This is a genomic window from Bacillus sp. EA-CB0995, from assembly GCF_055814245.1.
The window spans coordinates 3,067,991-3,087,850 of record NZ_CP169269.1; the positions used below are offsets into that span (position 1 = coordinate 3,067,991).

General features: G+C 34.1%; 17 protein-coding genes and 4 pseudogenes. 5 read left to right on the plus strand and 16 right to left on the minus strand.

All coding sequences use genetic code 11. The annotated features are described in order from the left end of the window. Positions 1 to 272: 272 nt before the first annotated feature. From ACEWFJ_RS15870 to uptA, 3 genes are all read right to left on the minus strand, one after another. The gene (locus ACEWFJ_RS15870; RefSeq protein ID WP_473689186.1) at positions 273 to 896 is read right to left on the minus strand and encodes an SGNH/GDSL hydrolase family protein; all 624 of its coding nucleotides are present in this window, start codon (positions 894 to 896) and stop codon (positions 273 to 275) included. Positions 897 to 1,031: 135 nt separating this feature from the next. After that, positions 1,032 to 1,466: an HIT family protein gene (locus ACEWFJ_RS15875; RefSeq protein WP_473689187.1), complete on the minus strand. Its 435-nt coding sequence runs from the start codon at positions 1,464 to 1,466 to the stop codon at positions 1,032 to 1,034. A gap of 336 nt (positions 1,467 to 1,802) precedes the next feature. Further along, positions 1,803 to 2,405, minus strand: a complete 603-nt coding sequence (gene uptA / locus ACEWFJ_RS15880; RefSeq protein ID WP_473692549.1) for an undecaprenyl phosphate transporter UptA — start codon at positions 2,403 to 2,405, stop codon at positions 1,803 to 1,805. Between the two features lie 404 nt (positions 2,406 to 2,809). Between uptA and ACEWFJ_RS15885 the strand changes: the two are divergent. Further along, a pseudogene (locus tag ACEWFJ_RS15885) lies at positions 2,810 to 4,104 on the plus strand (Nramp family divalent metal transporter). Between the two features lie 150 nt (positions 4,105 to 4,254). Here the strand turns inward: ACEWFJ_RS15885 and ACEWFJ_RS15890 are convergent. From ACEWFJ_RS15890 to ACEWFJ_RS15915, 6 genes and pseudogenes are all read right to left on the minus strand, one after another. After that, on the minus strand, positions 4,255 to 5,622 hold the full coding sequence (locus ACEWFJ_RS15890; protein WP_473689188.1) for a bifunctional S-methyl-5'-thioadenosine deaminase/S-adenosylhomocysteine deaminase: 1,368 nt from the start codon (positions 5,620 to 5,622) through the stop codon (positions 4,255 to 4,257). A 40-nt stretch (positions 5,623 to 5,662) separates the two neighbouring features. Beyond that, the gene (locus ACEWFJ_RS15895; RefSeq protein ID WP_473689189.1) at positions 5,663 to 6,019 is read right to left on the minus strand and encodes a YunG family protein; all 357 of its coding nucleotides are present in this window, start codon (positions 6,017 to 6,019) and stop codon (positions 5,663 to 5,665) included. 50 nt (positions 6,020 to 6,069) lie between these two features. Next, positions 6,070 to 6,515 (minus strand): annotated as a pseudogene (locus ACEWFJ_RS15900) (GNAT family N-acetyltransferase). A gap of 393 nt (positions 6,516 to 6,908) precedes the next feature. Next, positions 6,909 to 7,772 (minus strand): alpha/beta fold hydrolase, encoded by an 864-nt coding sequence (locus ACEWFJ_RS15905; RefSeq protein ID WP_473689190.1) that lies wholly within the window; start codon positions 7,770 to 7,772, stop codon positions 6,909 to 6,911. A gap of 420 nt (positions 7,773 to 8,192) precedes the next feature. Continuing rightward, positions 8,193 to 8,546 (minus strand): VOC family protein, encoded by a 354-nt coding sequence (locus tag ACEWFJ_RS15910; RefSeq protein ID WP_473692551.1) that lies wholly within the window; start codon positions 8,544 to 8,546, stop codon positions 8,193 to 8,195. 370 nt (positions 8,547 to 8,916) lie between these two features. Further along, on the minus strand, positions 8,917 to 9,840 hold the full coding sequence (locus tag ACEWFJ_RS15915; RefSeq protein WP_473689191.1) for an alpha/beta fold hydrolase: 924 nt from the start codon (positions 9,838 to 9,840) through the stop codon (positions 8,917 to 8,919). 223 nt (positions 9,841 to 10,063) lie between these two features. Here ACEWFJ_RS15915 and ACEWFJ_RS15920 point away from each other — a divergent pair, with 223 nt between their 5' ends. Then, complete coding sequence (locus ACEWFJ_RS15920) at positions 10,064 to 10,825, plus strand: DODA-type extradiol aromatic ring-opening family dioxygenase (RefSeq protein WP_473689192.1); 762 nt, start codon at positions 10,064 to 10,066, stop codon at positions 10,823 to 10,825. Between the two features lie 121 nt (positions 10,826 to 10,946). Here the strand turns inward: ACEWFJ_RS15920 and ACEWFJ_RS15925 are convergent, their stop codons facing one another. The 3 genes from ACEWFJ_RS15925 to ACEWFJ_RS15935 form a co-directional block, all read right to left on the minus strand. Further along, entirely contained in the window at positions 10,947 to 11,621 is a 675-nt protein-coding gene (locus ACEWFJ_RS15925; RefSeq protein ID WP_473689193.1) for a GNAT family N-acetyltransferase, read from the minus strand. Then, positions 11,561 to 11,851 (minus strand): hypothetical protein, encoded by a 291-nt coding sequence (locus tag ACEWFJ_RS15930; protein WP_473689194.1) that lies wholly within the window; start codon positions 11,849 to 11,851, stop codon positions 11,561 to 11,563. The genes ACEWFJ_RS15925 and ACEWFJ_RS15930 overlap by 61 nt, the downstream gene beginning before the upstream one ends. A gap of 61 nt (positions 11,852 to 11,912) precedes the next feature. Beyond that, the gene (locus ACEWFJ_RS15935) at positions 11,913 to 12,626 is read right to left on the minus strand and encodes a DUF554 domain-containing protein (RefSeq protein WP_098310576.1); all 714 of its coding nucleotides are present in this window, start codon (positions 12,624 to 12,626) and stop codon (positions 11,913 to 11,915) included. Between the two features lie 208 nt (positions 12,627 to 12,834). On the opposite strand from ACEWFJ_RS15935, the gene ACEWFJ_RS15940 reads away from it, so the two are divergent. Both ACEWFJ_RS15940 and msrA read left to right on the plus strand, forming a co-directional pair. Beyond that, the gene (locus ACEWFJ_RS15940; protein WP_473689195.1) at positions 12,835 to 13,968 is read left to right on the plus strand and encodes a CapA family protein; all 1,134 of its coding nucleotides are present in this window, start codon (positions 12,835 to 12,837) and stop codon (positions 13,966 to 13,968) included. A 111-nt stretch (positions 13,969 to 14,079) separates the two neighbouring features. Beyond that, positions 14,080 to 14,616, plus strand: coding sequence for a peptide-methionine (S)-S-oxide reductase MsrA (gene msrA, locus ACEWFJ_RS15945; RefSeq protein WP_473689196.1), 537 nt, complete (start codon positions 14,080 to 14,082; stop codon positions 14,614 to 14,616). A 75-nt stretch (positions 14,617 to 14,691) separates the two neighbouring features. Here msrA and speB read toward each other — a convergent pair. From speB to ACEWFJ_RS15965, 4 genes and pseudogenes are all read right to left on the minus strand, one after another. After that, positions 14,692 to 15,635, minus strand: a pseudogene (gene speB, locus ACEWFJ_RS15950) (agmatinase). A 341-nt stretch (positions 15,636 to 15,976) separates the two neighbouring features. Then, the gene (locus tag ACEWFJ_RS15955; protein WP_473689197.1) at positions 15,977 to 16,615 is read right to left on the minus strand and encodes a FusB/FusC family EF-G-binding protein; all 639 of its coding nucleotides are present in this window, start codon (positions 16,613 to 16,615) and stop codon (positions 15,977 to 15,979) included. A gap of 143 nt (positions 16,616 to 16,758) precedes the next feature. Next, positions 16,759 to 17,022, minus strand: coding sequence for a CD3324 family protein (locus tag ACEWFJ_RS15960; RefSeq protein WP_473689198.1), 264 nt, complete (start codon positions 17,020 to 17,022; stop codon positions 16,759 to 16,761). A 280-nt stretch (positions 17,023 to 17,302) separates the two neighbouring features. Then, a pseudogene (locus ACEWFJ_RS15965) lies at positions 17,303 to 17,581 on the minus strand (sodium-dependent transporter); the annotation flags it as partial. 327 nt (positions 17,582 to 17,908) lie between these two features. On the opposite strand from ACEWFJ_RS15965, the gene ACEWFJ_RS15970 reads away from it, so the two are divergent. Then, complete coding sequence (locus ACEWFJ_RS15970) at positions 17,909 to 19,543, plus strand: putative polysaccharide biosynthesis protein (RefSeq protein ID WP_473689199.1); 1,635 nt, start codon at positions 17,909 to 17,911, stop codon at positions 19,541 to 19,543. Positions 19,544 to 19,860 lie beyond the last annotated feature (317 nt).

The window sequence follows — 19,860 nt, forward strand, 5'->3', positions numbered from 1 at the left end:
TCCAATTAACTATTATGTAATATAAAAAAGCCCTTATGAGATTAAATATATATAGGGGCAATTAGTTACAAAATATTAAGCCTGTATCTTAGATTACCAAGTAATCATAGATACAGGCTCTTTTAAAAATTTTTCTTCTTCAACTAAAGCATCCGTTACTTTAAGTACATTTTTTCACAAACTTGATGTTCTTAATCGATTATTAGATAAATAGCTCTTCAGTGGTCTAACCATTCAGCAGTACTTATTCATATTTATAGTAAAGTCTAAAGTTACAATGATTTTAATATTACTTCGATCTTACAACTGAAAATCTCATTTCCTAATTCAGTCAAATGTTTTGAATATGCACCATTGACTTTTAAGTCATAATTTTTTCTTTCCTCTTCAATATAAAAATTAATTCCACTTGAAGTGTAACAATTAAAATAAGGAATACTGTAAAGATCGCATATATCAACCATAGCATTAACATAATCTAGTTCGTAACTATATCTGTTAAATGGTGTTAAAAATAGAATTTTTGCATATGGATATTTTTTTATAAGTCCATTTATTAATATATTTAAAGCTCCCTTAAATGTACCTATTGTATAATCTGTATTTTGACCGATACTTATATTGTTTATGGGATTAGCATCGTTGTGTCCACCTAGAACAACCACATAATCTAAATTGTTTTCCATTTCAATAAATCTGGCAGCAATTCCTTTCATACCAGCTATACAATTACCATTAATTCCATAATTTAAAGAGAACATGTTATTTCTTTTTGCAATTTTCTCTAACCATACTTTATCAGTACCTAATGTATGTCCATAAACAAAACTGTCACCAATCGCCCCAATTTTTTTACCTTTTAATGGGTTTCTTGTATCCTTAAAATTTTTCAACATAAAATCATTACTCCATTATTTTTTGATATTTGTTCTAAATAGATAGACTTACCATTATTAAGCAAATGCCCGTTAGTGACATAAGAAAAGCTGCCTACAATGGCAGCCGTATCTTTAGCTCTTGCCCCCGTTAGTTCAAGATAACTCTTCAATTAAGTTCTTCAAATTGATTTTTATTTCTGGAAATTTCGCCTTTTCTTTGAGGTTATCTTTTTGTGTCTCATAGTAAGCATAAAAACGCTGTCCTTTATATCTCGGAATAACGTGCATATGATAATGCGTTAAATCATTGAATATGCCCCCGTTTTGACAAATCGTGATACCATCAGGATTAAATAATTTTTTTAGTGCCTTTGAAATTATTATTGATGCTTTCATAATTTCATTTGCAGTTTCAATATCTAATTCTTCAACATCTATAAAATGTTTTTTCGGAAGAATTAAAGTATGTCCCTCGTTAAAAGGATCCTTGTCCAGAAAGCAACAAACATACTCATTCTCATATACAACATTTACTGGTAGAAGTTGATTAGAAAGACTGCAACCTAAGCATTCTGAGTTTACAGTCATAATTATCACCTCACGTTATTTAATCTCTTTTTTAATTTCTATAAAATTGAATGATATTCCTTCCAACTATGCTTCTTCCACTAACCTGCCCGTTAGTTGAAGAAGCATATTCATATTTTCATTTATTTTCCAACTTTACAAGTAAAAGGAAGTTACCTTTTTTAGTTTTTTGTTTTCTTCCTCCAATGTGGTTATTCTTCTTTTCAGGGACTCAGTTTGTGTAGTTACTTACAACTATAGTGGGTGGTCGATTTTTTTGTGTACCTATTAAAAGGGCTGTCCCATAAGTCAGTGTAACTAACTTACGGGACAGCCTTTTATATCATAAAAGTACGATTATGCTTTTGACACGTTCTTCTTTGTAATTTTTCTAATTATATAGACGGCTAGTATGACAAGCGCGCCGATCATAATATATTTCACATACGGACCAGACACTTGATTAGCTTGTTCCCATCGGCTTCCTAATACATTACCTAAGTAAACAAAAAGCATACTCCACGGAACAATTGCAACCACTGTGTAAATCGTAAACTTTGTTGCAGACATTTTTGCGATTCCTGCTGGAATAGAAATAGCATGTCTTACTACTGGAACAAATCTTGCAGAAAAAATCACACCTGGACCGTATTTGTGGAACCATCGTTCAGCCATTTCTAAATGCTTAGGACGAATTAACAAATATTTTCCGTATTTTAATAAAAAAGGTCGGCCAGCATAATATCCTAACCAGTATAGGAATAATTGAGCAATTGTGCCTCCAATCGTTCCCGCAAGAACAGCCCCCCAAAATGTCATCTGTCCTTGTGATACAAGAAATCCGGCGTACGATAAAACAACTTCACTCGGAATCACCTCAATCATAAGTCCTAGCATGACCCCAGCATAACCGAGCTTAGCTAAAAACAAAGAAATTGCATGAATTACTGCGTGCATTATCAAAACCCCCAAAAAATTACTGTCTTTGGACATTCTAACAATGAAAACTGAATACAAGATGAAAACAAGATTAAAATCACATTAGAAATGGGAAATGTTTTACATTTTCAAAATATACACTTGATTTTCTATCTAACTCTTCTTATCAAAGTTATCATTTTTAATATACATAGCCACTTCAAAACACCCTATTTATTCAATCTTTACATAAATACTTAACTTACATATCCATTATATGTACAAAAAAACTAGCACAATTTTTTCCTAATGCAATATAATTTGCACAAAGGAAAAATTTATGTTCAAATAAAAGAAATATAATTTGTGTATTTTGATTTAATAAAATAAATAACTATCATAAAAACAAATTGCATCAAGATAACAAACAAAAGGGGAAACAAAACATGACAGAAAACACAAAAGAACGAGAACACCTTCCACCAAATAATAGAACGATGCAATCAGCACAGTTAGCTTTAAGCGGTGAAACAAAAGGACTGAAACGATTATTACCATTTTTGGGACCTGCTTTTATTGCATCTGTAGCTTATATTGACCCAGGTAATTTCGCTACGAATATTGCAGCCGGATCTCAGTACGGTTATTTACTACTTTGGGTCATCCTTGTTTCAAATTTAATGGCAGTGCTGATTCAATCTCTATCAGCTAAATTAGGAATTGCAACCGGAAAAAACCTTCCAGAAGTTGCTCGGGAGCATTTTCCAAAACCTGTTTCTATCGGTTTATGGATACAAGGTGAATTAGTAATTATGGCGACTGATCTCGCTGAATTTATCGGCGCTGCCTTAGGGTTATATTTATTATTTGGTATTCCACTGTTGCCGGCTGCATTAATTACAGCGGTTGGCTCATTTATTATTCTAGAGTTTCAACGCAGGGGTTCCGCCCATTAGAAGCGGTTATAACTGGTATGGTCTTTATAGTCGTTATTGCTTTTGGTGTACAAGTATTTTATGCAAAGCCAGAACTAAGTCCTCTTCTCTCAGGACTTTTCGTTCCTAAATTTCAAGGTGTAAACAGTATTTTACTTGCCGCAGGAATTTTAGGAGCAACGGTTATGCCACACGCGATTTATTTACATTCTGCTTTAACACAGCGCCGCGTAGTAGGAACGACAGATGAACAACGAAAAAAGATTTTCCGCTTTGAATTTATTGATATTGTAATTGCGATGGTCATTGCCGGAGTAATTAATGCAAGTATGTTAATTGTAGCAGCTGCCCTATTCTTCAAAAACGGGCTACATGTCCAAGATTTAGATGTCGCTTTTCACGGATTTGAACACCTAGTCGGACCTGCATCAGCAACTCTTTTCGGAATTGGTTTACTGACTGCCGGTTTATCTAGTTCTTCCGTTGGTACGATGTCCGGTGATGTTATTATGCAGGGATTCATCCGTATGCACATCCCTTTATATTTGCGACGATTTATTACAATGATTCCACCGCTTGTTATTATTGCATTAGGTGTGAATCCAACTCACGCCCTCGTAATGAGCCAAGTCGTTTTATCATTTGGAATTGCATTTGCATTAATTCCGCTCATTATTTTCACAAGTAAAAAGAGCATTATGGGCGGTTTAGTGAATCATCGGCTTACAACAGCTATTGCATGGTTGATTGCCGTATTAATTATCGCCTTAAATATATTCTTGTTATATCAAACATTTATTGGTTGATGGAAAAGAGGATGTCTTCTACAAATCTGAATGCATTGGATTTGTAAGGCATTCTCTTTTTATTTTGTAAAATATAAGATAAAACAAAGAACCTTTGCGTTAAAGCAAAGGTTCTTCGACATTTAATTACTTTAAAGATGCTACTTCTTATTACATAACTAGTCCTCGTTTATAACGACTCGCTTCAAAAATAATACGCTCTTCATCTAGTGTTTTACATTCACCGTTCCAGACAATATGTTTCCCATTAATTACAACATCTGAAACATCCTTTCCACTCGCTGCATATACAAGGTGTGACAACACTTCTTCTGCTGGTTGTAAATGCGGTTTATTAGATGGATCAATTGTAATAAAGTCAGCACAATTTCCTGCTTCTAGTGAACCTGTTTGTTTCATCCCAATTACGCCTGCCGCACCTTTTGTTGCTAATGAGAGAACTGTTTCCACAGGTAATACTGTTGCATCTTTATGAATACCCTTTTGCAATAAAGTTGCAATGCGCATTTCTTCAAACATGTCTAAATTGTTATTAGAAGCAACACTATCCGTTGCAATTCCAACTTTTATTCCGCTCTCTAACATCGCTCGAACATCTGCTATACCCGATCCTAATTTTAAATTGCTAATTGGATTATGAGCAACGCGAACATCGTGTTCCGCTAAGAAAGCACGTTCATTTTCATTTAGCACAACACCATGTGCAATTACTGTTGGTCTCTGGAACAAACCGCAACTTGCTACATACTCTACTGGACGTTTTCCGTATTGCGCTTCAATATCCTGAACTTCACGCTCTGTTTCGGAAAGATGAATATGAACCATCGTTTTATTTTCCACTGCAATTCGTGCACACTCTTCTAGCATTTCCGTAGAACAAGCATATGGACTATGAGGAGCGACCATCGTCGTTAACATACCATCTTTATTGTAATAACGTTTCACATACTTTTCCGCTTCATGAATTGCTTTCTTTTCATCTTCTTTCGTTCCGAAGCTAAATAATGTTCGAGAAACAGCAGCACGCATTCCACTTTTACGAACAGCTTCCATAATAGAATCTTGATCTACTCCAATTGGATTAAACATATCAGAAAATGCTGTCGTCCCGCTCTTCACCATTTCAAGTAAACCAAGCTCCGTGCTAGCAACAGCAAGCTCTGGCGTAAATTGGCCTTCAAGTGGCCAAATTCTCGTTTCAAGCCATGGCTTCAGGAGCATGTCGTCACCTATTCCACGTAAAATACTCATCAAGACATGCGTATGCGTATTCACTAGGCCTGGTAAGACCCACTTTCCATGAAGATCAATAACTTGATCCACTTGTTTCTCCCTAGGTAATTCCCCTGATTGTACTTCTATAATTTGACCATCTTCTATAATGATATATCCACTTTTCAATACTTCATTCTTTTCATTTAAAGTCACGATTGTAGCGCTTACATAAGCTGTTTTCAAAAATATTTCCCCTCTCGACTCTATTTGATATAAACATTCCCGCCAATAAGTTACTACCATAATAGTAACTTATTAATCACCAAGAGTCAAAAGATAATTATCACGAAATAACTTCCTTTATGTGGATACGAACTTTTTGTTTTAAAGCATCATATTGCGTGTCATTTGTATCTGCAAATGCTTCTCTTCTATTAGAAGGAATGTCCATATATGTTATCTCTTCTAAAAATTGCGATGCTGTAAAATCATATTTTTTACCGTTGATCCTATTATAAAAATGCCAGCCTTCCGGAACTTTCGTCTTCATGATCTCTCCTCCAAAGAAATCATTGATTACTAATGCAGTTACACCACATTGTCCTCTAGCTGGATGATCTGGTGTCCATTTTGAACTCGTTTCTATTGACCAAGATTGTAATAAAACATCACTCATCTTCTCTATTTTCCTAAACTTCATATTAAGCATCTCCTAATTAAATTCAAAATATCCGATTAAAATGAATAAGTCTACATATCATACTGCAAAAGCGGAAGTAGACGATCTTTAAAAACAGTAGAAGGTGTTTCTCCTATTAGTTTCGCCCCCATTTTTATGTAATACCCTTTCGCATTCGGATCGCTATCAATCGTAAAACTCTTAATGTTTAATTGGACTGCTTTTTGAATAACACTTTCCCAAAGAATTCTTCCATAACCTTTCCCTTTATACTTAGGATCTAAATATAGAAAATCAAGACTGTCTGCTTCTTTTCTTTGGAATGAAAAAATCCGATTATTTCTTGTTTTTCTTCTAAAATATAAACATAATTATTCTTAATATATTGTTCCGTAATTGTTAAATCTTCCTTACATGCTAATATGAATTCTTCACTATAATTCCAAGTTGCTTTTGAGGATAATGCGAGGTTACTTAGCTCATTTGCTTCTTCTAATAATGCTTTTCTAACAATCATTCCTTTCTCTCCCTTTCCCCTTTATATTGTGGTTTTGAAAAAAGTTTAATTAAAAATAGCTCACAAACATGTATTTATGGTAAATAAAGAAGAATCCATTTTGAAAAAAATTAATCAAAATAGATTCTTATCTAGCAGTTTTAAGCTTTGGTTTTATAAAAAAGTTTAATCATTTTCGACTTGTGATGCTCCACGATCGCGCCCTTTAATGGAACAAAGCACAATAATATCTGTAAAATTTAATTAAGCACGATGTTTAATATATTTCATAATCAATTTATATTTCATCAGCCATTTTCAAAATAGCTTTTATTATTACATCAGGTTGGTCATACATTACTGAGTGACTACTATTAGGAACTAAAATGAATTCACTATTAGTGGATAAATTGGTCAATTTTTTTGAGAATCCATCCATATCTTTTCAAAGCTATCCGCTTCTTGTTCTGAGAATCCTAATTCTGTTGCCTGCAATTCTACGTCACTCGGTGTGATAATTGTTAAAGGCTTATCTCCTAAAGAGCGAGTACCTTCCAGTAATTTCTCATTGCTTTTTATTTGCTTGATTTCTTCATTTAATACTTTAAAAAATGAAGTGTCCCAATGAACATTTACATACTTTTTTGCAGAAAGGTAATTTGGCATTGAATCTGAAAACATATTTTCCCCAAATAGCCGTACTATTCCAATTTGAGATAATATACGATTCATCGATTGGTCTTGTGTCTCGAAAAACTTGTCATTAAATGATTTTGCTTGTTCTGAAAAATATTCATTTCTAGAATCAACAAGCACTAATCCCGAAACCTTTTCTGGGTACTTTTCTGTAAAGAGACGAGAATAGATCCCTCCAACAGAATGACCCACTAATATTACAGGGGTGTCAATTTTAGAAGATTCGAGAATCTTACTTAAATCATTAATCGTCGTATCGATAGAAAATCCATTAGAAGGTGGATCACTCCATCCATACCCTGCTCGGTCATAAGTAATTACTTGGGTATGTTTTGATAGTTCTTTCTGAATGTTCGACCAATCATAAGACCAATTACCAGTCCCTGTTTCAATAACAACAGGTGGCAAACTCGTTTTGGTTCCTTTAATATTCATATGTATTTCTCTGTCTCCGATATCAATCATTTGTCCATCTGGAGGGTAGTTGCTTTTAACATTTTTGTAACTGGTATATTCATAAAGAAACCCTGAGACCAATGTTAGTAAAATGATTGTAATCAAGGTCATTCCAAGTAATTTCAACCTTCTAAATGGTTTAATAACATTCGAATATTTAACCTCCAAATCACCATATCCCTTCACTAACTCTTTTATTTTAATTATTTAACAACCAATCACTATCCATTTAAATTTCAAACTTTTTCCGAACCGCTATTCCGTTAAATGGCCCCTTTAGTTTAAATCATTTCTTCACACTGACATCCAATTTTAACATAAATATCCATTTTCGTTTAAAAGTCTTATTTGTTGCTTTAGAATAATGTTTGATCAAATTGATACTAATAACCTTGATAAACGAAAAACAGAAAAAGCGTGTTTTGAGAAAAAGATCAATCCAAACACACTCTTAATATATTCTATTGAATCATTCTTTTATGAAAAAGTTTGATTATTTCTGTGCTTCTTATTCCATTAAAGCTCTCTTAAGTGGTATATATGAATTTATTGACAAGCACCTAAAGGATTTCCATCAGGATCAAAAAACGTAAAGAATCTGGTATCCCCTTCTCCACTAATAGGATTTACTTTGACATCACGTTCAATTAACAGTCGATAAATCTCATTAATATCTTTAGAGATAAAGTTATAGTATTTTCCTACTCCAAAGTTATTCTCAGGAAACTTCATTGGTTGTTGATTAACAACTCTTACAAGGCATACTACTGTTTGTGACTCTTCTGCAATCCTCATAACAGCAGCTTCTCTCTCAATATAAATAAGTTTAAATCCTAATTTTTCTTCATACCATTCAGCTGATATTTTCGGGTCTTTGACTGGTATAAATACACCTTCCATACCATTCAATAATGGTTATGACATGCTATATCCCCCTTAGAAATTTTTCTTTTTCTCTTCGCTACTATTAAGCCATAACCCTTCCTTCTCTTACCCAAGAATCTGAACTGATTGTGGAACAAGAAAAAATCCTACATTATCATAATAGGATTTTCGATAAAAATTTTATTAATGATCATTCTTTATCCAAAATCTACATATAAACAGTTCATCTTTTTTTATAAACAGTGCAACTTTATTTCAAATCAATATATACAACGAAGAAATGTACATGTAATTTATCACAATGAAAATTCTTTCATTTCTGAATATTACTTGTACTATGTTCTAAAAAATAAACCCCACCTATATAAAAAGGTGAGGCTTCATCTTACACAATATGCTCGTTTAACCAAGAAATCACATCTTGAAATACTTCCTGTCTGTTCACTTCGTGGAACATTTCATGCCTTCCATTCTCATATAAACGAATTGTTACATCTTTAACACCGCATTTTTTATACATATCATATACTTCTTGTACACCTTTTCCCATGTTTCCAACCGGATCACGGTCTCCCGAAAAAATATAAATAGGAAGCTCTTTTGGTGTTTTCTTATATTCTTCAAGTTTATTCACCATCATCACACCGTTAAATAATTCACGGTAAAAGCTCGTTGTACAAATAAATCCACATTGTGAATCTTCTATGTATCTATCAACTTGATTCGTATCCGAAGACAGCCAATCAAACTTCGTACGGTTTGGCTTAAAGTGTGAGTTAAAATTACCAAATGATAAGAAGTTCAGCATTGGACTTTTCGTTTTTACTCCGCGAAGCTTCATTTCAATCGTTGCCACTTTATGACCAATGACTCCTAAAAGCCCCGGATTCCCTCCTGTTCCAGAAATAAGGAACCCATTATATAACTCATCGCGAAGCTGCACAGCACGTCTTGCTAAGAAAGATCCCATACTATGTCCTAATAAGAAAAGTGGACAGATGTGTTCCTTACGAATAAGCTCTGAAACGAAGATTACGTCAGAAACAGCTTGATTCCAGCCTATATTCGGCTCGAAATGACCATAATCTTCTTCCTTCTTTACTGTTTTTCCATGCCCGCGATGATCATGAGCATATACCCCGTATCCAGCTTCCAATAACGCTTCAATACATTCTATATAGGAACCAGCATGTTCCGCCATACCATGCGCAATTTGAACAATCCCACGAGGCTCACTTTCTGGTAACCATTGACGTAAATAAATTTCCGATCCATCCAATGTCATAACGAAGCTTTCCTGTATGTTCATTTTGACAGCCCCCAATTCTATAATCTACTTCACAACAATACGAATCTATATCTTTATAAAATGAACTACTATTCATTTTTTTCTTACTATAAATTATATGTAAAAGCTTTCCTTATTACAAATCATGATATTGTAATTTCTTCTATTTCATTCTTGACGAAACAAAAATAAAGTTATATAGTTACTTACATAAAGTAATTAAATTATTGGAGGTAAACTAATTATGATGCCATCATTATTTTTAGCACATGGTTCTCCTATGCTAGCCATTCAAGATACCGGCTATACAAAATTTTTGCAAACACTTGGTAAAACATATAAACCAAAAGCAATTGTCATTTTTACAGCTCATTGGGAAAGTGAAATTTTAACTATTTCTTCTTCAGACAATGCATATGAAACGATTTATGATTTTGGCGGCTTTCCTCCTGAATTATATGAAATAAAATACGCTGCAAAAGGTTCGTCCGTCCTTGCAGCAATGCTAGAAGAAAAATTTAAAAACCGAGGGATTGCAGTTCAAAAAGATACAACGCGCGGATTAGATCATGGTTCTTGGACACTTCTACACCGTATGTACCCAAAAGCTGATATACCTGTTGTTCAAATTTCAGTAAATCCCTTCCTTCCTGCAAAAGAACAATATGAAATTGGAAAAGCTATTCAAGAACTTGGAAAAGAAGATATTTTAGTCATCGGCAGCGGTGTTACGGTGCACAATTTACGGATGTTAAAATGGGAACAAACTGCGCCTGAACCATGGGCTGTTGAATTTGATGAATGGCTCATTGATCAAATTCAGAACAACAATACAGACGCCCTATTCAACTGGGAAGTTGAAGCTCCTCATGCTCGTTTAGCTGTTCCAAGAGCAGAACACTTTGCCCCTCTTTTCATCGCGATGGGAAGTGGCAGTGCAGAACCAAAAGTAATTCATCGTAGCTATGAATTTGGAACATTAAGCTATCTTTGTTTACAATTTTAATTCTCGATATTATAGAGATATTAATGTGGAGAAAGTCCAGTAATTCAATACTGGACTTTTCTTTATTCCTCTTTATCAAAACAAACTTACTCTATACTTTCATTGAAGCTATTTTAACATCTTATCGCTCGTTAAGACGTGATAAATGTTGAACCATAAACACTTGCTCATTTCCAACTATGAATCCCGCTTCTTTTAAAATACGAACAATTACTTCATTAGAAGAAGGCAAATTCATTGTCATTCTTTTTATTTGATCTTGTAAAGGAGAAAATATTTCACTTAATCCAAAGCGAACAATATCTTCCTGATCTAGACGTTTTTTATCTACATAACATTGATACAATACAGTTGCTTGTTGTTTTCCTGTCTGATCAAGTACTTTTTTATAAAGAAAATACGCTAATTCCTCATTTGTATCATCATACACAGTTAATAATTCTCCATCTTTTCTTATACTCATCCATTCCGTCTGCCAAGGTTTTATTTCTTCATTTGATATTTGAATAGTGTGTATATCCTGCGCTGTACCTCTTTTTACATGGTATGTATTACTCTGTAGCAACTGAAAAGCATCTTCTTCTAATATTCCTGTATGCTGTAGCATCAAAAGTTGATCAACTACTTCATACCCCATCTTTTTATAAAGATGAATAGCCGCATCATTTTTACTAATTGCCTCCAGCGTCGCGATATCTACTCCTTCTTTTTTATACAGCTCTAGGGACGCTCTTACTAATTCTCCCCTACCCCTCGATAACGAAATTGAGAAACAACACCTGTTCCACCATTCCATGCAATTTTTTTACCATGCATCATTCTAATTCCATTTAAGATAATACCAACTGGCTGACCGTTATAAAACGCTACAAGTGAAAAAGATGGTGACAATTCCTCCAGTGTCATTCTTGCTAAAAAAGCATCCATTGTCATTTTAATTTCGATAAAATACCCTTCGAATCCAGCATTCCACAAATTTGTAGCTTCTTCGAATGATAATGTGCCTAACGATTTTATTTCATACATCTCATCCCAACTCCCTTCCCTAAATAACTATTATCACACTAAAGCATCTTCCTGCTGTTTATTAAAAATAATGTGTATACCCATACATAATAGAAACAAGAACTGCAGTTACAAGTATACCAGGCAATAAATTAGCTACCTTAATTTTAATAATCTCAAGTAAGTTTAATCCAATGGCAAAAATCATAATCCCGCCAGTTGCTGTCATTTCTACAATAAAATTATTCATTAATGTTTCCGGTACAAACCGATCAATTTGCGTTGCAAAAATTGCAATCAGCCCTTCATATAAAGTAACAGGAACAGCCGAAAATAATACACCCATTCCTAATGTTGTCGTTAAAATAAGTGAAATAAAACCGTCTATAATCGCTTTCGTATATAAAACATTATGATTTCCACGAATACCACTATCTAAAGCACCAATAATCCCCATTGCTCCCATTACAAATATTAATGTTGCAGTTACAAACCCGAGTGATATGCTCCCTTTTCCACCTGAACCTATCTTTTTCTCTAGCCAATCTCCTAAATTTTTTAATTTTTCTTCTAACATAAGCAATTCTCCGATTACTGCTCCAATGACAAGACTTAAAATGACGATTAAAAAATTTTCACTTTTCAACCCCATTTGCAAACCAAGCACCGTTACTGCTAAACCAATTGCATGCATAACAGTCGATTTCACATTTTCTGAAATGCCACTAAAAATTCTACCTAATAATGTCCCTGCAATAATACATAGTCCATTTACTAAAGCCCCAAGTAAAACCATTCTCTCCCACCTATTCTTTCTATATATAAAATTATAAGTAGAATTATAGACTATTTTTCAAAAATTTAATATTTTCAATTTACACGTTGTCCTAATCAAGCTACTCATGTTACCCTATTATTAAAAATCATTATAAATATATATCAGAATATAATTCCGAATTAACATTTAATATATTTATTTTATTAACTCATAAGGAAGGGTTTTTATGAAGATTCGAAAAAGAACATTACTAAAACGCACCATACTGTTAGCCATACTTTTTACCCCTATAATCTTATTGATCAACTATGCGCTAAATTCAGAAACGAAAAATGAACAAAACACAAGAGTAAAAAATAAGCAAACAGAAAAGGCAAAAGGAAAAGAACCAACAGAAAAGCCGAAAGAAGATCCTGAAATTACCCTTACATTCTCGGGTGATACAATGTTCGATTGGCAATTACGCCCTGTTATTCAAAGTAAAGGTGCTGATTATCCATTTCAGCATGTAAAGCCGGAAATAGAAAAAGCGGACTACTCATTTGTAAATCTAGAATCTGCGTTTACAACTCGCGAGAAAAAATATCCTGGCCAACTATTTTGGATTAAAAGTGATCCCTCCACATTACAAGCTATTAAAAATACAGGCTATGATATTGTTAATATCGGAAATAACCATACACTCGATTATTACCAAGACGGCTTATTGGATACAATTTCCCATGTAGAAAAAATAGGCCTTCCCTATATCGGCGCAGGCAAAAATGCATCAGATGCGTATACAGCGAGAGAAGTTACAATTAAAGGTAAAAAATTTAAGTTTATCTCGTTTGTCCGTTTTATGCCTGATTCTGCATGGGTAGCTACAAATGATAAACCCGGCGTTGCAAATGGCTACGATTTAAACTTAGTTACGAAAACGATTAAAGAACAAAAGAAAGATGCCGATTATATGATCGTATATATGCATTGGGGTGTCGAAAAAACAAATCGTCCAGCTGACTATCAAAAAGAATATGTACAAAAAATGGTAGAAGCAGGAGCAAATGCAATTGTCGGAAGCCATCCGCACTGGTTACAAGGCTTTGAATATTACAACAATGTTCCCGTTGCATACTCACTTGGAAACTTCCTCTTCCCTGATTATGTAACAGGACATAGTGCAGAAACTGGTGTATTAACACTTAAGTTTAAAGGACAAGACGTACAAATGTCATTTAATCCTTATATGATTCGTAATAACCAAATTACACCGCTTCAAGATACAGAAAAACAAAACATGCTGCAATACTTACAGTCTATTTCCAATGATGTACAAATTGATAAAGATGGAAACATTATTGATAAACGGACACAATAGATTTATACCAATCAATTAATTTTTTATTTTGCCTCCAGACTTTTCCCTTGCTATGATAAACAACATATACGATACTATATAAAACATATCAATTTAGGGGGATTACACACGATGGAAGAAAAACAATATGAACTTGCAACTTTTGCTGGTGGTTGCTTTTGGTGTATGGTAAAGCCATTTGATGAACTGCCTGGTATACATAAAGCCATTTCAGGTTATGCAGGAGGACATGTTGAAAATCCAACATATGAGGATGTAAAATCTGGAGAATCCGGACATTTAGAAGTTGTTCAAATTACATTTGATCCTACTATATTCCCTTATCAAAAGTTACTAGATTTATATTGGCCGCAAATCGATCCAACAGATGACGGTGGGCAATTTTTCGACCGTGGTCCATCTTATCGTACAGCGATTTTTTATCACAACGAAACACAAAAAGAGCTTGCTGAAAAATCAAAACAAGCATTAGCAGAAAGCGGTATGTTTAAAGATCCAATCGTAACAGACATTCGCCCAGCTGTTCCATTTTACGAGGCAGAAGAATATCATCAACATTTTTATAAAAAGAATCCAGAGAAATATGCACAAGAACGGAAAGAGTCTGGTCGTGAAGACTTCATCAAAGAAAATTGGCAGAAAAAATAATAAATGGACATTTTTTAAGACCGATGAAAAGTTGTTTCATCGGTCTTTTTATATTTCAATATAATAATTGTTCTCTTACTTATTCACTTCATTCTTCATCTGTAAAGCAATTAAGCTAGCAAAATCATGCACAAGTGTTGCTGCTAAAAGAGAAGTAATTTGAGCTTGATCATATGGCGGCAATACTTCTACTAAGTCGAAACCGATATAATTAAATCCACTTAATGAACGCACCATGTTTAGTGTCTCGCGACTGTTAAATCCCCCACTTCTAACGTACCTGTACCAGGTGCACAAGATGGATCTACAAAATCAATATCAAACGTTAAGAAACATGGTGTATCGCCAATCGTTGCTCGCATTTGCTTAAGAACGCTTTCAAAACCACGATCACATAATTCAGCTGTTGTAATGACGTTATACCCTAAATCATTACTAGCTTCTATATCACCAGGATGATTTAATGTTCCCCGGATACCAATTTGGAATACTTTTTCAGGTTGTAGTAACCCTTCTTCATGTGCACGAATAAATGGGGAACCGTGCCAATATTTCTCTTCATAATATGTATCCCATGTGTCTGTGTGGGAGTCGAAGTGAATCATTGCGACAGGTCCATGTACTTTCGCTGCTGCACGAAGACTTGCTAATGTAACTGAATGATCCCCTCCAAGACCTATCGGAATAATTCCTTGTTGCATTAATCCCAAAACAGTTTCTTCAATTACATCATAGCTACGATGAATATTGTGCGGGATCACAGACACATCACCAATATCAATTGCATTTGTATCATCAAACGGATAAACATGGTGAATCGGATGATATGGGAACAAAGTCATAGATGCTTGACGAATTGCTTGCGGAGCAAAACGCGCACCAACGCGAAAAGAAGCAGCCGTATCAAACGGCATCCCTAGAATTGCAATCTTTGCTTGCTCATTACTTGACGGTAATCTCATAAATGAACCTGTCGTACAAAACTCTGGTTTTACATCTGGCGTTAGTGGATATTTCATACGTCATTTCCCTTCATCAACATAATTTTCACATTCAAAAAACTTTCTTGAATCTTTTTTATTAAAATGCAAAAATCATGCCATGCAAAAAATGAGCCTTTCCCAACTGTTCATCTTTTTTCATCTATGCAAAATTGAATAATCCATGCCTTACAGCATAAAGTGAAACTTTAATCAGTGGGTATTAGTTGAACCAATCGGGCTTTTACGGACAGTTTATCTCCCATCTTACTTCTTTGCTTTCGCCGAATTTTGAGGCGGGAGTATTACTGTCCGCGAATAGCGGGATAAAAAGGATGATAAAAGATCACCCTTTTCTGTACTTATTTTTTTACTAAAAGTTATTTTCTCAATCTCTCAATAAAATCATATAACTTATCCAGTGAAGTCATATTCTGATTACACGCTATACTATCTTGGCAAATATAGTTTCCTTTTTTAACAAAAGTACCTGGTACATCCCCTTTTATTTCAACTAGAAACATACCTACTTCTTCATGACCATGGCACAATGCACAAATGCCCTTTTTGTTTATACTTTGGAATGTGCCTTGTAAACCAACAAACTTATTTTTATTCTTTGCTATAATAAACTTTCTACTTGTGCCTTTATCAATCCAACCTAGATAAGACATCTCTTTCATATTTATTCCTTCCATTTCAGGAAGCTTCAATTTTTTAGCTTTAGGAAATAATTTTTTTAACGTTTGCGTCGTCACTTCCTGAAACGGAATGACATACGGATTTAACTTCAATAAAAACGCTTCTGCGTCTTCTCTATTTTCAACAGTCAAAATCATATCAATTAATTCTTTTTGTTCATCAGTAAGATTTTCAAAAACATGTAACACCTTTTCTATCGCAAGAGACTTTAGAGCAGCAATAACACCTCTATCGTTTGCTGTTGCATGTCCATTCACTAGAATATGAGCTTGTGATTTTATAAAATTATATTGATCACTTCTAATAAAAGCTTCCATTTTTATCACTCCATACCAAATTGTTGATCTCTTCTCATTGTATACAATGTACTTACTTTATAAAATGTCGAAAACAATTACTAAACAAAATATACACAAAAAGCACTGATTATTTCTTATCGAATAATCAGTGCTTTGCATTATTATTTTGAATACACGATTTTTTTTATCGTTTCTGTAGAAAGAAAGTACTCCTCTGCTAATTGATGAATCGAAGTTCCATTTTTAAAAGCATGTTTAATATCTCTATTCCGCGCGTCAAGTTGCTTTCTTCCTCCAGATTGTGTACCCCATTTATAATGTGCATTTTCCTGTTTTGGAATATAGATTGTTTCTCCTTGCACATACTTTTGAATTTCTATAATTAAATTTTCCGGTAAAACAGTCGCTGCTTTTACGTATTTCATTTCTGCTCGCCCCTTATTTTTTATGGTTCATTTCAATAAGGTGCAAAGCCAAATATAAAAAAAATGATACGAGCTCATTTTGGCGATTGTATATTACTTGTCTACCTCACGCAAAGTATCGCCGTTTCCATACTTGGCTTTGCATGAGACGTTGCAGTGTCTGGCAACTGTATTGTAATTGCCATATCAACACCTCCCAATATCTCTTTGGAATCACTCTTATTATATGATAAATTTTTCCTAATTGCATCTTCATGCTTTTTTAAAAAATTGTATTATTAAGAAGTGTTAAAGCTACAATTGAAAATGCTGAGCGAGTTAAACTTTCGCCTTTCGGTAAGTAAGAACTGTACGTGACCATTACCGCTACTCCGACAGATAAAGAGAAGAAAGACTGTCCCATCGCATATAAAATAACTTCAGATGTTACATGCGAGAAATCCAGTTGTAAGAAGAAGCGAATCCCTGCCCCCGCTTGGTCCAATGTAAGAGCGCGAATAATTAATACAAAGAATAACACAAATAGTGCTGGCATAAAGTATTTGTTTACCTTTTCAATGTAACAATAACTCTAATAGAAGGCCCATTCTTCCCATATTCCCTTGTGATAATAAAGACTGACAATGTTACTCAGTCAACAATCCAAAAAAATTTTTCTATTACTATTATTGAAAATAATTAGAATACAAAGTAAAAAAAACTACCCCTAAAAAATATACTTATCCTACTTTTTACAAATTTGAAACTTCCTACTAAAATTTCGCAAACAAACTCACTTTGTAAAAATACTGTAATAATAAATTTAGTATTTTACTTTATAAAATACCAAGACAAGTTTATAGTAGAAAAAGATGATTCTTAAGCAACATGAGTAGGAGGAAGTATTTTGTCTACTTCAAAAGTATTAAAAGGCACTGCCTTACTAAGCGGAGCCACAATAATTTCACGTATTTTAGGTTTTATTTATTTCTTCCCATTTCAAGCGTTAGTTGGGAGTGATGGAGTTGCTTTATATTCTTATGCATACTCCTGGTATGGGATTTTATTAAGCTTTTCAACAGCAGGTATCCCTATCGCCGTTTCAAAATTTGTTGCCAAATATAATGCTTTAGGAGATTATGGCACAAGTAAAAGATTATATAATTCAAGCTTAAAAGTAATGATGGTTATGGGATTTCTTGGTTTCTTAATTTTATTTTTCGGGGCACCTTATGTATCCGAATTAATAGTTCGCTCTAAAACACCAGATCCTGGATTCGTTGCGGATGTAACACTAACAATGCGTGCACTAAGTTTTGCACTTATTATCGTGCCAGCGATGAGTGTTACACGCGGTTATTTCCAAGGTTTTCAACATATGAAACCAAGTGCGGTTTCACAAGTTGTGGAACAAATTGCTCGCGTTATCTTTATTTTAGTTGGAAGCTTTATTGTTTCTAAAATATTAGGCGGATCGGTTGCATCTTCTGTAGCAGTCGCAACATTTGGCGCTGTTATTGGAGCAATTGCCAGTGTTTCCATGCTCGTTATGTATTGGAAGAAGTACAATGGACTACGTCCACCAGAAGGTGAACGAAAAGTGCGCTCTTCTTCGGTTCCCTTAACAAAGATGTATATGGAACTGCTTCGCTATGCGATTCCAATTGTTTTTGTCGGGATTGCCATTCCACTTTATACGTTAGTGGATCAATATACGGTTGCCGATGCACTGCAAGCAGTGGGCACACCACTTGATAAAGCAAATGCTGTTTTTGCTTACATTACGAACTATGCTCAAAAACTTATTATGATACCAGCATCACTAGCAACAGGATTTTCTCTCACAATCATCCCGGCAATTACACAGTCATTTACGGGTGGTAAATTAGATCAGTTGCAAAATCAGATTGAAAAGATCTTCACAATATTATTATTTTTCACAATCCCAGCATCATTTGGGCTTGCTAGCATCGCTTACGATGCATTTCGCATGGTATATTTCGATCACAACACAGCATTAGAAGGGTCACAATATTTAATCTCATTTGCACCATCTGCTGTAATGAGCGCGATTTTCACCGTATCAGCAGCTATCTTACAAGGTATTGATTATCAGCGTAAAACGATGATTGCTTTTACTGCAGGTATCATTGTAAAAGTTCTTGTCAATACACCGCTTCTATATGCGCTAGGTGGACATGGTGCTGTATTAGGAACGATACTTGGTTACCTCGTTTCTGATGTAATCATGTTATATTGCATTGTAAAATATACGAAGTTTAACATCGCAAAGACTGGTAAAACCGTATTACTTATTACAATTTACTCTGCAGCAATGTCTGCTGTAGTAATTGGGGCAAAAACGTTATTAAAATGGTTAATTCCAGGACAAACATATATGGAGTCTTTATTAATTGTAGTCGTATGCGGTGCCCTTGGTGCACTTGTTTACTTCGCTTTTGTATTTACAAGCGGGCTTGCTTCTGACATTCTTGGTGATCGTATCAATCGTTTGCCATTGTTGAAAAAATTAAAACGATAAGCATGGAAAAGGTGTAACTTACATTTCAAGTTACACCTTTTTTATTAAAGTAAAGTAATTACCATTTTAGAAGATGATATAATATGTATGATATTTATTTAAAATCAAGTTGAACAGTTTATAAAAAAATGAACCAAAACATATTATCTTACTAAAGAGGGAATTTGAATTTTTCATATTGCACTAACGTAGTAGGTTAGTTGTAATAAATACTTATCTAAAAGGCAGATTTTCTAAAACTACCGCCTAAATATAACCAATAATTGACTGTGAAATTATTTAATAATAGTATTTGAATTGGCTGGCGCTTTTTAACA